Here is a 13,750-nt window from a genome sequence, read left to right on the forward strand (position 1 = left end):
CTCCCTGTTTATGTTAAAAAGGACGGCCTGTTGTATCCACTATCATCATGACAAACACCACCATCAAATAATTCACCGATATCAGGAAATTGGTTTTGGCCCATCGGTCCATATTCATTGCTGTTCTTCCACGCAGCGTATGCCAGAACCAGACGATACCCGCAAGTAAGGATACAATCAGAAAGAGGCTCCCGGAATAATCATACATATACAGCAGGAGGACTGTCGGCAGCAGCAGCGCTACGTATGGGATCATTTGTATTTGGGTACGTCGTATTCCTTTGCGAACAGGCAGCAGTGGATAACCTGCCGCTCTATATTCCTCCACACGCCGAATGGCGAGCGACCAGAAGTGGGCAGGCTGCCACAAAAACAATAAGGCAAACAAGAGAACAGCCCCTGCGTCAATCTCATTTGTACTTGCACAATAACCGATCACTGGCGGCATTGCACCGGACATACCGCCGATGGATGTGCTCCAGGTCGAGCTGCGCTTCAGCCACATCGTGTAAATGACAATGTAGACGAACATCCCGGCCAAGCCGAGCCAGCCGCACAGCGCGCTCACTTTCCAGAACAGGATCACTTCACCTGTTATGCCAAGCGTTAAGGCGTACAACAGTACGCCTCTTATTTTCAGTCGACCGGTTGCAAGCGGCCGCTCTTGGGTTCGCTTCATCTTCCTGTCCAGCTTATAATCATAAATATTATTGAACACGCACGAGGACGCCATCGTTAAGACGGTTCCAAGCAACGTCCATATCAATAGGCTCCACTCCAACGACCATTTGGAAGCCAGCCAATACCCTCCAAAGGCGGCAAACAGATTCAGTTGAAGAATGCGGGGCTTGGTCAATTGAATCCAGTCTTTGAATGTACCTGCAGCTTCACTTGTTCTACTCATAAAGCCACCATATTGTACAACATGATCCACATCGATCCCGCCACGATCACCAAAAGAATGACCAGTCCGAGAATCAGGGAGATCAGGTTATAACGCGGTTTCTTCTCATCACGCAGATGCATGAAAAAAATCAGCTGTACGCACAATTGCAGCACGGCCGCCGTCATCAGCACAACCGCGTTCATCGTCCCCTCCAGCCAGCCATTCATCACAATGACAATCGGAATTACCGTCAGAATAAGAGAACAAAGGAATCCGAGCGTATACGATTTGAACGAACCGTGTGATTCATCCTGCGAATGAGCCATTTCAACCTGGGCCATTCAGCTCACCCCCATTAAATAAACAACTGTGAATACAAAAATCCATACCACGTCAAGAAAGTGCCAGAACAAGCTGATCACATTGACTTTTCGCTTCGTTACTGGCGTGATTCCCTGCCTCGATAGCTGAATCATCAGTCCGATCATCCAGACCAGTCCGATCAATACGTGCAGGCCATGGGTACCTACCAGTGTATAAAAAGCAGATAAAAAAGCGCTTGTGCCCATTGTCGCGCCTTCATTGACCAGATGAATAAATTCGCTGACCTCCAGCCCGATGAAGACTGCGCCTAAAGCTGCCGTAACACCAAGCCAGCCGATCAAGGCTTGTCGTTTCCCTTTATGCATCGCTAATAAGGCCAATCCGCATGTGTAGCTGCTCGCAAGTAAGATGAACGTACTGACGATCACCCCGCCCAGCTCGAACAACTCAGCCGGTCCTGGCCCCCCGTTGGTATTGCCGCGAAGAACGATATAGGTGGCAAAAAAAGTGCCGAATATCATAACATCAGTCATCAGGTAGATCCAGAATCCGAATGTACGCATCTCCTCCAGATCATGATGAATGTGATGCTCTGCATGTGACTCGGGTTGAAAAGCATGCCCTGACAAATTGGATGCATCCATTAGCTTGTCACCTTCCTTATTGCAGCTTCCGTGCGTTCGATTTCATCCACCGGGACATAATAATCGGTATCATAATTAAACGAATGGACAATCATACAAATCGCTACCCCCGCTAATCCTGGTATTGTGAACCAAAGCCAATGAAATACGAAGCCAAAACCGGTCATAAACCAAAAGGCTGCCATAATAATCGGGATCGCGGAATTTTTAGGCATATGAATGGGTTCCAGCTTTGCAGGTTTAGGCGATGGCTGTCCGCTTTCCCTGCGCAGCTTTTCTTCCCACCACTCATCCTGCGCGGAGACTTGCGGGAGTACCGCAAAGTTATAATGTGGCGCTGGAGAAGGGATGGACCATTCGAGTGTGCGCCCGTTCCATGGATCTCCCGTTGTGTCGAGGTTGGCTGCACGGTGTTTGACGCCATGGGCAATTTGCCATACCTGAAACAGGAATGCGATTCCCATCAAGCCAGCACCAATAGTGGAAACCATATTCATTTCCCACCAGCCCTTATCCCATCCGTAGGTAACGACCCGCCTGGTCATACCCATCAGACCGAGCACATATTGCGGCATAAAACACAGGTAAAAGCCGATATTCCAGAACCAGAACGCCCATTTGCCAATCCGTTCATTCAGCTTGAAGCCGAATAATTTGGGCCACCAATAATACAGACCGGCAAAGTAACCGAACACCACACCGCCAATAATGACATGATGAAAATGGGCTACCAGAAAATAGCTGTTGTGAAACTGAAAATCCGCCGGGGCTACCGACAATAGCACCCCTGTAAGCCCGCCCGTGACAAAGCAAGGAATAAATCCGATCGTCCAAAGCATCGGTGTTTCGAACGTAATCTTGCCTCGAAACATCGTAAACAGCCAATTGAATACTTTGGCACCTGTGGGAATCGCGATCAGCATCGTCGTCAGAGCAAAGAAGGCATTGACATCTGCGCCCGAACCCATCGTAAAGAAATGATGCGCCCATACAAGAAACGACAGAATGCTAATAATCATCATGGCATATACCATCGATTTATAACCGAACAGCTTTTTCTTGGCAAAGGTCGATACGATCTCCGAAAAAATGCCGAAGGCAGGGAGCACGATAATATACACTTCAGGATGTCCCCACATCCAGATCAGATTAATGTACATCATAGGGTTGCCGCCACCGTCCAATGTGAAAAAATGCGCACCCGCATAACGGTCCAGAAACAGCAGTGCCAATGTTGCCGTCAAAATCGGAAAAGAAAAAATAATCGCGATACAGCTCGATAATACGGACCATGGGAACATTGGCATTTTCATCAGCTTCATGCCGGGAGCACGCATTTTCAGAATCGTGACGATGAAGTTGATCCCGGTCATCAAGCTGCCAATCCCCGATATCTGGATTCCCCAAATATAGAAATCCTGTCCGACACCCGGGTTATGCATAAGCCCCGAATAAGGCGGATAAGCAAGCCAGCCCGCATCCGGTGAACCTCCGATTACAAAGGACATATTGAAAAGCATTGCACCCGAGAAAAACAGCCAGAAGCTTAACGAGTTAAGGAACGGAAAAGCCACATCTCTCGCCCCGATTTGTAAAGGAACCATCACATTAAACAAGCCAAACATAAAGGGCATCGCCATAAACAAAATCATAATGACGCCATGGGTCGTGAATATTTGATTGTAGTGATCCGGTGCCAGAAAACCAAACTCCGGCACAGCCAGCTGCGTCCGCATCAGGAGCGCATCCACGCCCCCACGAAACAGCATAAGAAAAGCACAGATGATATACATAATACCGATTTTTTTATGATCGACGGTTGTTAACCATTCACGCCACAACCAACCCCATTTTTTGAAAAACGTTAGTACGAATAACACCGTTATAATAGTAATAACAATACTGACATCCGCCCCGTAAATTAACGGATCCCCCGTAACAAAGAAATCCGCAGCAAAGCTTTTTATTTTCTCCCACATGGGCAACTCTCTCCTTACTTTTCGATTCCGGGCCTGTTACTCTTTGACCTGAATCCTTTGAATATCTTTCCATGACAAGCCGTGATTGTGCGATGAAGCATACTTCGTGACCGTCATCTCAAACAGGCCTTCTGGAAAAGAGGAAAATGTCCTCACATCCGATGCAGCCGGTTTGGCTAACTGTTGGTAACCGTCCAGAGTAAGCTCAGGTGAGGTCGCTTTAACACCTTTCACCCACTGTTCAAAATCCGCCCGGGTTGTCGATTCCACATTGAAATACATCTTTGCAAAATCTTTTCCGGTGAAATTGGCGCCAGATCCCCAATAATGCCCCTGCTCATAGGCTTGTAAATATAGGGTCATAGCCATACCGGACATTGCGTACATTTGACCGCCAAGCTGCGGAATCCAAAAGGAATTCATTGGAGAGTCGGCTGTGATCTCGAATCGGACAGGCACACCCTTCGGGAATTTCACTTCATTTACTGTCGCGATTCCCTGCTCGGGATATTGGAACAGCCATTTCCAATCCAGTGAGGTCACCTGAATGGTTATCGGCTTTTCATCCGATGCCAGTGGCTGGGAAGGCTCCAGCGCATAGGTAGCCTGCACGGTAATTACCGCCAGCACGCCTATAATCACAATCGGAATGCCCCACCAGACCACCTCCAGCCGGGTACTGTGCTCCCAATTTGGCGTATATTTGGCTGTGCTGCCTTTTCTGTCACGGTACCGCCAAACAATGAATGCCGTAAGAAACAGAACAGGCACAATAACCAAACAACACAATACGGTTGAAATGACCATTAAATCCCTTTGCTGCTCCGCAATCGGTCCTTTGGGGTCTAACACGATAATGTTGTCTGCGCATCCGGTAGTCGTCAATAATACAAGCATCAGCAAGTAAAACGACGTCATCCATCGAAGCACATGGGGTAATTTCATATTTCTCAGCTCCTATCAACTAACCTTCGTACTTGAATTACGTTTCACTTTATAAGAGAACACTGGGTATGTCACCAGCCGCTTGCCAAGAGATCCAACCGACCATGTTCAAGAAAATGAAACAAAGAAGACATGCTTTGTCCATAAAGAAACCTTTCATAAGGACCCTTGTTATGGGATGGTAACGACCTTAACTGCTTGTATACTTGAATCCTCCGGACCTTTAACCGGAAGGCCTGCATCCAAATGCCTCATGATATAGTCAATAATTTCCTGAGTTATCATCTGACCCGGCATTAAAATTGGAATCCCGGGAGGGTAAACATAAATGAATTCAGCGATAATTCGATCACATGATTGCTGAAAACACACTTTTTCTGTACGTGCATAGAAAGCCTCTCTTGGCGATAATTCAAAGCTCGAGGCAGCAGGAACATCAACAGCTTCGATGCAGTGGACCGCTGCAGTACGATGGAATACCGCTGACATCTGCCGCAATGCTTGCAGCAAGCGATTCACTTCCCGCTCTGTATCTCCCATCGTAATGAGGCACAAAATGTTCGTCAGATCGCTCAATTCGACCTCTATCCTGTGCTTCTCCCTCAGCCACTGCTCGGCTTCATATCCGGTTATGCCTAGTTGACCAAGATGAATACAAAGCTTTGTAGAATCGTAATGAAACACGCCGTCAGTACGAAGGATATCATCTCCATAACAGTACAATCCGGGAATTTCATTAATCCGGCTGCGGCCATAATGGGCTAAATCTATCGCCTTCTGAGCCAATCCTTGTCCATTCACAGCCAATTGTCTACGGGCAGCATCAAGGGAAGCCAGCAGCAAGTAGGAGGTCGAGGTCGTCGTCAGCATGCTCATTATCGTACGTATTCTCTCTATGCTTACCCGATTGCCCTTCACATTTAATATCGAGCTCTGGGTCAGCGAACCGCCGAGCTTATGCACACTTGTTGCCGCCATATCCGCACCCGCTTGCATAGCTGAAATCGGCAGCTTTTCGTGAAAGTGGATGAGTGTGCCGTGTGCTTCATCAACAAGAACCGGGATGCCGTGACTGTGCACGAGTTCGACCATCTGGGATAAATCGATGGTTGTTCCATAATATGTCGGGTTGATGACGAGTACTGCTTTCACATCCGGGTTGAGCTTTAGCGCCTGCAGGATCGATTCCTTCACGACTCCATGCTCGATGCCAAGCTTCTTATCCCTTTCCGGATATACCCATACCGGGATTGCTCCTGCAAAAATAACAGCGGATAAAATGGACTTATGTGAATTTCGGGGAATGATAATTTTATCGCCCGGTGAACAAACCGACATAATCATCGTCATGATAGCTCCGGTAGTACCTTGTACGGAAAACAGTGTATAATCCGCACCGAAAGCATCTGCCGCGAGACGTTCCGCTTCACGAATCACGCCTGTCGGCTGATGAAGATCATCGAGCGGCATAATATTAATAAGATCAATCGATAAAGCATTATCCCCCATAAAAGCTCTGAATTCAGGGTCCATCCCTTTCCCTTTTTTATGACCCGGGATGTGAAACGGTAGTGGATCGCTTGCGGCGTGCTCTACCAATGCTGTAAACAAAGGCGTCTTCTGATGATTCATGTTGATCTTTCCTTTCAATTAAACATCCTCTTCGTATTCAGAGCTCATCCAAACCAGTCTATTCTTTAACCAAACTGACACATTCACTCGCCAGTTTCGTCATTGCGGCATAATTCCCGGCCTCAATCCACTGTTTATTTACCAAATGTCCGTCCATGCCTACAGCACACGCCCCCGCGGCAATAACCTCACGAATGTTGTGTAAACGTTCAGTATGCTCATCTGATTCAACTCCCTGCATAATCAAGCTTCTATGATAACCGCTTGTACAAACCGATCGTAATGGATCGGAGTAGAAACGTAACCATCCATTTCTTTTCTTTACGTGCCAGCCATTAGACAACACAAAATGAACCTATAAACTGGATCGGGAGAAATAAAACCGATTGGATGGTTACTTTACATAGAGGAAGTTTTACATTAAAACGAGCAGTCACCGCCTGAAATTGATATGAAAAGGAGATTTATTATGTCTGGAAACAATGAAGTCCAAGCGAGGAAGGCCATACAAAACATTAGTCCCTATACACCAGGAAAGCCTATTTGGGAGCTTCAGAGCGAGCTGGGGATATCCAGGATCATCAAACTAGCTTCAAACGAAAATCCGTTGGGACCTTCTCCCAAAGCTTTGGAGGCCATTATGTGTTCTTTACCGGACATTCATCGCTATCCAGATTCAAGCACAACGAGCTTACGGCAAGCTATTGCCGAGAAACTCAACATGAAACCGCAGCAAATGATTATCAGTAATGGAGGCGATGAGTTAATAACGCTTGTTTCCGAGGCTTTTCTGGAGCCTGGCGATGAAATCATTGTCCCTGCTCCATCATTCAGCGAATATGAATTCGGGGCACTTCTGATGGGAGCAAACGTCGTTAATGTTCCGCTCGGGGAGTCGTATGCCTTCGATATTGATGCCATCGTAAACGCGGTTACCGATCGAACCAAACTGCTCTGCATTTGTTCGCCTAACAACCCGACCGGCACCTATCTATCACAATCAGTCTTGCATCATTTGCTGGACGTGCTGCCTAAACATATCCTGGTGCTGTTTGATGCGGCTTACAGTCAATACGCTACAGCTGCCGACTACACAAACGGGCTGGAATTTGTCCGCGCCGGATATCCGATTGTCGTACTTCAGACTTTTTCAAAAATATATGGTTTGGCTGGATTACGAGTCGGTTATGGGGCGGCTCCAGAGTCCATTATCCAGCAGATTCTTAAGGTGAAGGAACCTTTTAATGTCAATGCATTAGCTCAAGCCGCGGCTTCGGCTGCTCTTCACGATACTGAGCACTTACACCTGTCTTTACAAGTGAATTCAGAAGGCAAAAAGCAGCTCTACCGTTCATTTCGGGAACTCCAGCTACCGTTTGTTGAAAGCATGAGCAACTTTGTGTTGGTTAATCTGGGCACGCATGCCAAATTTATTTATGAGCAATTGTTAAGTAAAGGTATTATTGTTCGTTTCGGGGGGATATGGAATCTTCCAGGCCATATTCGGGTATCGGTGGGAAAGGACGTAGAAAATTCAGCCTTTATACATGAATTAAATGAAATCTTACATTTCTTACACTTACGAATGTAGGTTCTACAGCGCACAAGCAGCTCGTGTCATCACCAGTTGGGTGTCTACCCCCTCCCAACCAAACAAAGCATCCCTATCGCAGGGATGCTTTGTTTTCTATTCCTTATTATGAGCTTGGTACGGCCTGAAGTGTGTGTTATAATCACTAGCACGATAAAATGATAAATGGAGGATATTTATGCTTACCTTTGAACAAAAAATTGCGATTATGGAGTCTTTCCCTGAGCTTACACGCAGCGATGTATCACTAGGCCGCGTTAATTTCAGCTATGAGCAAAGCGCCTATGATAAAAAGAACGTAGCTTATCACCTGCATCCGAACGGAAACGGATTCATTTATGCGGGCCGGCTGCGAGGCTATTCCACCGATGACAAAGGATTTGTCAATATTCGTGACTATGAGGCAGATGTGCTTCGTGCCCTTGTTGCCGAATCGATCCTCTCCTTGACGGGTACTTCAACCCCAAAAACGCCCCCGCGCACTGAAAGCACGCAAAAGGAGCGTTGGGAAGGTCCTGATAATCAGTCCCTTGTGGTAACCTTTGAAGATGAACTATGGTATGTGTATGCTGGAGTCAATCTGGAATCCGCGTTTGAAACCTACGAGGAAGCAGCGCAATACTGTCTTGAAGAAGGATTTGCTAAAGCTACCTGAGCCTGATTTCAAACAAGCTCATATGAATTCTTGATCTGAACCCCGGCAGGCAGGATCGCCTCAATATGACCCCGTATCAAGCTCTGTTCCTTGCTGTCCTCACAGAGTATAGCTATAATGCCGCTGTCGCCGCGGGTACGTATTAACCGTCCGATTCCTTGTCTCAGGCGCAGCAGCATATAGGGCAGATCCACCTCTTCAAAAGGATTCAGGGCTGCTTTGCGTTTCGCCATAAAAACAGGGTCCTGCGGAGGAAACGGCAGCGACCAGATGATCACATTGGAGAGTGATGGGCCTGGTACATCAAGCCCTTCCCACAGTGTGACCGCACATAATACACTCTGCTCATCACGCTGAAATTCTGAAATCAGATGGCTGATTTCCTGATCACCCTCGAACAGAAGACGCAAATCGGTACAGGCCGGATAATGTCCAATCTCTCTTTTGAACTGCTGTAAATCGTCTTTAGTTGGAAACAACAGCAGCGCTCTTCCTTGCGTCCGCTCCAGCAGGCTCGATGCCGCCCGCATCTTCTCTGTAAAGCTTCCTCCCTCCAACCACTTCGGCATGATCACTTCCATTTGCTCTGCATAATCATAAGGAGAAGCCACGGAAAAGGACGTGTACTGCTCAATTCCAAGACTATCAGCCACATATTCAAAGGAGCCCTCAACAGATAAAGTCGCTGATGAAAACACGATCGGCATACTGGACGCGTTGAATACCTGCTCCCGCAGCACTTCCTTCACGGTTCTCGGCATGATCGCCAAAGTAAGCCCATCCTCACTTTCCGTTACCCAACAAATTAAGCTGTCGGATTGCTCAAATAAAATCAGTGCCTTTTGCATCATTTCCAGATGCTCCTCCACAATACGCAGCTGGTAGTCATTCAACGTATACAGCTCGCTCTCGAACACCAGCTCCTCCTCAATCGCGGTGAGGACACTACGGAAGCGCTGCACCTCTCGAATCAGCTTGTCATTCAACATAACCTGCTTCCGATCCGTACCCGGTATCGCCTTGCTCTGACGTCCCAGCACATCAAACAGCGTTTCACTTTGGACAATCGCTTCATCAATGAGTACAGCCAGTGTCTCGCGCACTTCACCCTCCAATAGGCGCACAATCAGCGCTTCAAATACGACATGCTTTAATTTAAAGGTCAAGGCCTTCTGTCCGGCAGATTCCAATAGATGCCCTTCATCAAATACAACCGCACAATGATCTGGCAGCAGCGGCAGTTGGCCTTCCCGTTTGCGTCCTTCGTATGTCCAGATATGCTCCATATAAAAATCATGCGAGCAAATAATCAGATCACCCGACTTGCGGTAATGATCCCTTGACAGCGTCTGGCCGCAGCGATGCCGCTTCTCACAGGTAAAACAATCCTGGAACGTATCCCAGTTGATTTGTTCCCATTGCTCATCATTCATATGCGGATAATGCTTACGATCTCCATAGGCATGAAACGACTGCATCGGCTTGTAGCTGTGGACAAATTCAGGCAGGCTCTCATACAGATCCTGAAACAGATCGGCATCCGCCGCCCTCATACGTGCCTCCTCCAGCTTCACCAGGCATACATATTTATCCGGTGATTTGCCCAGTCGGGCATCGATCGCCAGGCCCAGATGCTGAGCCAGCTTCGCAATATCCCCCTCCGGCTTAACGAGCTGCTCGATTAATGACTCATCGGCACAGGCAATGATGGCCGGCTTGCGCATATAACGCGCATAACAAATCGTGTACAGCAGATACACTAGCGTCTTTCCTGTTCCCACCCCGGCCTCGGCAAATATGGTCTGTTTTTCAGCAAACGCTCTTTCCAGCTGAAAAGCCATATAAATCTGTTCATCACGAACCTCGAAGCCGGATTCCGGCAGGATATCATAAAATACATCAGCAATCCAATCGCCAGCCTGCTGGGTAAAGGATTGTCTTGGATCATAGTTAAAAGGGTAACGCTCCACTATTATTGTGCCTCCATAAAATCGAATTCTATTTTAAAAACCTGATCATCAGATAAACAACCGCCGCGTTAAAAATAATCAACAGCGGGATGCCTATCGTGAATGACCTGTGTTTGGTTTTATGATGCCATACCCGCATCCCTATCCAGCCCCCAATCGCTCCACCGAGAAAGGCAATCAGGAATAACTGCTTCTCAGGAACCCGCTGACGGGATTTTTTGGCGTACCGCTTGTCCTGACCCATTCTGATAAAGCCCCATATATTCATCACTATCAAATAGATAAGAAGTATATTCACTTGAGCCTCCATAATTAACTGAATTCGATGATGATAAATTGAACAGGTTACACTCACTCTCAGCCATCCACAAAGCTCCAGGGAAACCGATGAGCACAAGCATATCGTTGCTTTTACCCTCAAAAATCGTTACATTAGTAATATTGCCAAGAGACTTCCGGACTAACGCGAGATTCACTCTCTAGCACCAACGATTAGAATAAAGGATGTGCGTCATTCATGCAAACCGTTCAGACCATTTTGTTCGCGCTGATTCTCGTTACTTTGGCTTGTTCTGTCTACTACAGCTTCCGCTCCCGTAAGCATATCGATCCCAAGCTGCGAGGCATCTATAGCTCACGAATGAACATCATGATGGGGATTATGCTCGTCCTGATTGCCGTCAGTCAGCTGTTTTTTTTCACGGATTCCAATATCCGCCGCGTATTCGGCACCATTTGCTTCCTGCTCGGTGTGTTTAACCTGTTCTCAGGACTGCGCAATCATGCCCACTTTACCCGTCAATAATAAGGCTATCTAGAAGTCCGGTGAATAAGTCTCGCTGCGCTCGTTCTTCACCGGACTTCTAGACCTGATCAATAAACTGTGCAGTGAGCATCGCTTTGGCAACCAGTGTTTGCGTATTCGCATGATAGATGGCGACATCTATTTTACCGAATTTACGACTCACCTCAATGATTCTTGGAAGAATCTCGATCTCACTGTCGATTTGTACAGGCTTGACGAAATAAGAGGACATGTTGTCCATAACGAGATCGCCTTTTTTGATATCCTGCACAATATGGTAAGCAGCCTGCTTCATCAGTATGGTCAGTACACCTTCAGATACGGTGCCAAGCTGGTTCGTCATCTGGGGGGTAATGGCCCCACGAAATATGGGGTATCCTTCTTTGTTGCGTTCCTCTGCAAAGCCAGACCAGATCAAATCCTCGAAGGTTTCCCCATTCTGCGGCTGCCGTTGAATGTGCTGCATCGCTTTTAATACGTCCTTACGGCTAATGACAGCCATAATCTTACGATTCGTATCAATGATCGGGAGCAGGTCTATCCCTTCCCAAACCATCATATGCGCGGCGGTTGCTACGGAAGTATTTGGCGCGGCGGTCAACGGATTGCGCGTCATCAGCTTATCCATCGTTTGCTCCGGCTCTGCGCCAATCAAATCCTTCGATGTAATCATCCCTATGACCCGATTCCATTCATCCACTACCGGAAACCGGCTATGTCCTGCCTGTTCATTAAGCCGCTGCCAATCCTTGAGCGTATGGTGGCTCTTCAATACAACGACTTCCATGGAAGGAGGCACGATGTCCTCAATCAGCAAAATCTTCTTCTTGATAAGCCGATCATAAATGGCCCGATTGATCATGGAAGCCACCGTGAACGTGTCATAGCTGCTTGAAATAATCGGAAGCTCCAGCTCATTGGCGAGCCTTTTTACCTCTTCACCCGTACCGAATCCCCCTGTAATCAGCACACCGGCCCCTTGCTCCAACGCACATATGTGAGCTTTACTGCGGTTACCTACGATAAGCAGACTGCCAGGATCAATATAGCGCATCATTGCATCCTGCTGCATTGCGCCGATCACGAACTTATACAACGTTTTGTGCAAGCCACCGAGTCCGCCCAGTACCTCACCGTCTACAATATTAACAACCTCGGCAAAAGTCAGCTTGTCGATATTATCACGCAGCTTTTTTTCCACGCGAACTGTGCCAACCCGCTCCTTGGTGCTCACGAGCCCCAAATTATCTGCTTCTTTGATAGCTCTGTAGGCTGTGCCTTCGCTGACTGCAAGCTTCTCGGCAATTTTGCGAACCGAAATTTTTGAACCGATCTTCAGGTTCTCAATATACTTTAATATTTGCTCATGCTTGGTAGCCGTTTCCTGAGCTGTATAGTCCATAACTGTACCACCAATCTCTAAATCTCTGTATTAATCTGTATGACTCATTATAAACGCTCTTCCGTATAAAAAAAAGCCCTTCACGAACCAATATCTGGGCTCATGCATAGGATAACGTATACTTATTTTGGAGGTGCCTTATCGATGTATAACCAACCTGTTGTCAATTCCAATCCATCTGGCGAAGCAGTTTACCAAATGGACCCCGCTATGGTCGAAAAGCTTCACCACTTGAAACAGCATATTCATGGTATATGCAAGGAGCACATGCATCGACCGGTACGTGTACAAACCACTCATGGTACAACCTTTGATGGCTATATCATCCACATCGACGATGTACATCTGTATTTGAACCCTCTGCCCGGTCACGTACGCGGTTTCTTTAATCCGCTGGCAGCCGCTCAGCAGCAATATGCATATAACAATGTGATTTTGCCATTGGTATTGTTTAATCTGCTGACCATCGCACTCCTTTAAATTTGCTGAACTGCTCGTCCCACCTGCACACAAAGAGCCATACTCCGCACGATCGGAGTATGGCTCTTTGGCATTACTTCTTAAATTGCATCAGCTTGCGACGGCCGGATAACATTTGCTCCATCTGCCAGCCTTTCATCCGCTTGACACGCCCAATCTCCTGCTTCTTCCGCTCATCTACACCAATCAGCTCATGAAGATGAGCGGCCACAATCATCAGCGCGAATAGTACCCAGATCACTCCAAAAACCGTAGGCAGTGTGAGGCCCGACCTGATATCGAGTCTGGGGACGGCATAGAACAGCATACCCAGCGCCAGACCCATATACATCACCGATTTCATCCCTTTCAAGCAAGCATCCCTCCGCTTCCATTCAATTAAGGCTTGTTCTCTATAGTCTATGAATCCAGATAGCCAAATAGCCCAAATTAATGAA

15 protein-coding genes are annotated in these 13,750 nt (G+C 47.3%); 4 read left to right on the plus strand and 11 right to left on the minus strand.

The features are described from left to right. Positions 1-13 precede the first annotated feature (13 nt). The 7 genes from cyoE to NST47_RS29820 all read right to left on the minus strand — a co-directional run bounded on the left by cyoE (position 14) and on the right by NST47_RS29820 (position 6,651). Positions 14-904: a heme o synthase gene (cyoE, locus tag NST47_RS29790; RefSeq protein WP_341158375.1), complete on the minus strand. Its 891-nt coding sequence runs from the start codon at positions 902-904 to the stop codon at positions 14-16. Beyond that, positions 901-1,227, minus strand: a complete 327-nt coding sequence (gene cyoD, locus NST47_RS29795; protein WP_076233165.1) for a cytochrome o ubiquinol oxidase subunit IV — start codon at positions 1,225-1,227, stop codon at positions 901-903. The genes cyoE and cyoD overlap by 4 nt, the downstream gene beginning before the upstream one ends. Then, a complete protein-coding gene (gene cyoC / locus NST47_RS29800; protein WP_341158376.1) occupies positions 1,228-1,854 on the minus strand; it encodes a cytochrome o ubiquinol oxidase subunit III in 627 nt (208 codons plus the stop codon). Continuing rightward, positions 1,854-3,833, minus strand: a complete 1,980-nt coding sequence (locus tag NST47_RS29805) for a cbb3-type cytochrome c oxidase subunit I (protein WP_076233163.1) — start codon at positions 3,831-3,833, stop codon at positions 1,854-1,856. Before NST47_RS29805 ends, cyoC begins: the two co-directional genes overlap by 1 nt. A 36-nt stretch (positions 3,834-3,869) precedes the next feature. After that, a complete protein-coding gene (gene cyoA / locus NST47_RS29810) occupies positions 3,870-4,778 on the minus strand; it encodes a ubiquinol oxidase subunit II (RefSeq protein WP_341158377.1) in 909 nt (302 codons plus the stop codon). A 171-nt stretch (positions 4,779-4,949) separates the two neighbouring features. Continuing rightward, a complete protein-coding gene (locus NST47_RS29815) occupies positions 4,950-6,410 on the minus strand; it encodes an aminotransferase class I/II-fold pyridoxal phosphate-dependent enzyme (RefSeq protein ID WP_341158378.1) in 1,461 nt (486 codons plus the stop codon). A 58-nt stretch (positions 6,411-6,468) separates the two neighbouring features. Continuing rightward, entirely contained in the window at positions 6,469-6,651 is a 183-nt protein-coding gene (locus NST47_RS29820) for a hypothetical protein (protein ID WP_341158379.1), read from the minus strand. 228 nt (positions 6,652-6,879) lie between these two features. Between NST47_RS29820 and hisC the strand changes: the two genes are divergently transcribed. Both hisC and NST47_RS29830 read left to right on the plus strand, forming a co-directional pair. After that, positions 6,880-8,001: a histidinol-phosphate transaminase gene (gene hisC, locus NST47_RS29825; protein WP_341158380.1), complete on the plus strand. Its 1,122-nt coding sequence runs from the start codon at positions 6,880-6,882 to the stop codon at positions 7,999-8,001. A gap of 178 nt (positions 8,002-8,179) precedes the next feature. Continuing rightward, a complete protein-coding gene (locus NST47_RS29830) occupies positions 8,180-8,656 on the plus strand; it encodes a hypothetical protein (protein ID WP_341158381.1) in 477 nt (158 codons plus the stop codon). An 8-nt stretch (positions 8,657-8,664) separates the two neighbouring features. Here the strand turns inward: NST47_RS29830 and NST47_RS29835 are convergent, their stop codons facing one another. Both NST47_RS29835 and NST47_RS29840 read right to left on the minus strand, forming a co-directional pair. Further along, on the minus strand, positions 8,665-10,626 hold the full coding sequence (locus tag NST47_RS29835) for an ATP-dependent DNA helicase (RefSeq protein ID WP_341158382.1): 1,962 nt from the start codon (positions 10,624-10,626) through the stop codon (positions 8,665-8,667). Positions 10,627-10,654: 28 nt separating this feature from the next. Continuing rightward, positions 10,655-10,924: a DUF1294 domain-containing protein gene (locus tag NST47_RS29840; protein ID WP_341158383.1), complete on the minus strand. Its 270-nt coding sequence runs from the start codon at positions 10,922-10,924 to the stop codon at positions 10,655-10,657. A 219-nt stretch (positions 10,925-11,143) separates the two neighbouring features. On the opposite strand from NST47_RS29840, the gene NST47_RS29845 reads away from it, so the two are divergent. Next, positions 11,144-11,431 carry a YtpI family protein gene (locus NST47_RS29845; protein WP_076233148.1) on the plus strand — a complete coding sequence of 96 codons (288 nt, stop codon included), beginning with the start codon at positions 11,144-11,146 and terminating at the stop codon, positions 11,429-11,431. Positions 11,432-11,489: 58 nt separating this feature from the next. On the opposite strand, the gene NST47_RS29850 is transcribed toward NST47_RS29845, so the two are convergent. Next, positions 11,490-12,833 (minus strand): DRTGG domain-containing protein, encoded by a 1,344-nt coding sequence (locus NST47_RS29850; protein WP_341158384.1) that lies wholly within the window; start codon positions 12,831-12,833, stop codon positions 11,490-11,492. Positions 12,834-12,977: 144 nt separating this feature from the next. On the opposite strand from NST47_RS29850, the gene NST47_RS29855 reads away from it, so the two are divergent. Continuing rightward, positions 12,978-13,313 (plus strand): hypothetical protein, encoded by a 336-nt coding sequence (locus NST47_RS29855; RefSeq protein ID WP_341158385.1) that lies wholly within the window; start codon positions 12,978-12,980, stop codon positions 13,311-13,313. Between the two features lie 73 nt (positions 13,314-13,386). On the opposite strand, the gene NST47_RS29860 is transcribed toward NST47_RS29855, so the two are convergent. Next, positions 13,387-13,656, minus strand: a complete 270-nt coding sequence (locus NST47_RS29860; RefSeq protein ID WP_341158386.1) for a hypothetical protein — start codon at positions 13,654-13,656, stop codon at positions 13,387-13,389. Positions 13,657-13,750: the final 94 nt, after the last annotated feature.

It is taken from the genome of Paenibacillus sp. FSL H8-0034 (assembly GCF_038000305.1).
Lineage (GTDB): Bacteria > Bacillota > Bacilli > Paenibacillales > NBRC-103111 > Paenibacillus_S.

Bases quoted from the DNA above. Each gene is read 5' to 3' on its own strand.
- cyoD (WP_076233165.1), bottom strand. From the start codon at position 1,227: ATGGCCCAGGTTGAAATGGCTCATTCGCAGGATGAATCACACGGTTCG.
- cyoE (WP_341158375.1), bottom strand. From the start codon at position 904: ATGAGTAGAACAAGTGAAGCTGCAGGTACATTCAAAGACTGGATTCAA.
- NST47_RS29805 (WP_076233163.1), bottom strand. From the start codon at position 3,833: ATGTGGGAGAAAATAAAAAGCTTTGCTGCGGATTTCTTTGTTACGGGG.
- cyoC (WP_341158376.1), bottom strand. From the start codon at position 1,854: ATGGATGCATCCAATTTGTCAGGGCATGCTTTTCAACCCGAGTCACAT.
- NST47_RS29830 (WP_341158381.1), top strand. From the start codon at position 8,180: ATGCTTACCTTTGAACAAAAAATTGCGATTATGGAGTCTTTCCCTGAG.
- NST47_RS29815 (WP_341158378.1), bottom strand. From the start codon at position 6,410: ATGAATCATCAGAAGACGCCTTTGTTTACAGCATTGGTAGAGCACGCC.
- hisC (WP_341158380.1), top strand. From the start codon at position 6,880: ATGTCTGGAAACAATGAAGTCCAAGCGAGGAAGGCCATACAAAACATT.
- NST47_RS29845 (WP_076233148.1), top strand. From the start codon at position 11,144: ATGCAAACCGTTCAGACCATTTTGTTCGCGCTGATTCTCGTTACTTTG.
- NST47_RS29820 (WP_341158379.1), bottom strand. From the start codon at position 6,651: ATGCAGGGAGTTGAATCAGATGAGCATACTGAACGTTTACACAACATT.
- cyoA (WP_341158377.1), bottom strand. From the start codon at position 4,778: ATGAAATTACCCCATGTGCTTCGATGGATGACGTCGTTTTACTTGCTG.
- NST47_RS29855 (WP_341158385.1), top strand. From the start codon at position 12,978: ATGTATAACCAACCTGTTGTCAATTCCAATCCATCTGGCGAAGCAGTT.
- NST47_RS29860 (WP_341158386.1), bottom strand. From the start codon at position 13,656: ATGAAATCGGTGATGTATATGGGTCTGGCGCTGGGTATGCTGTTCTAT.
- NST47_RS29850 (WP_341158384.1), bottom strand. From the start codon at position 12,833: ATGGACTATACAGCTCAGGAAACGGCTACCAAGCATGAGCAAATATTA.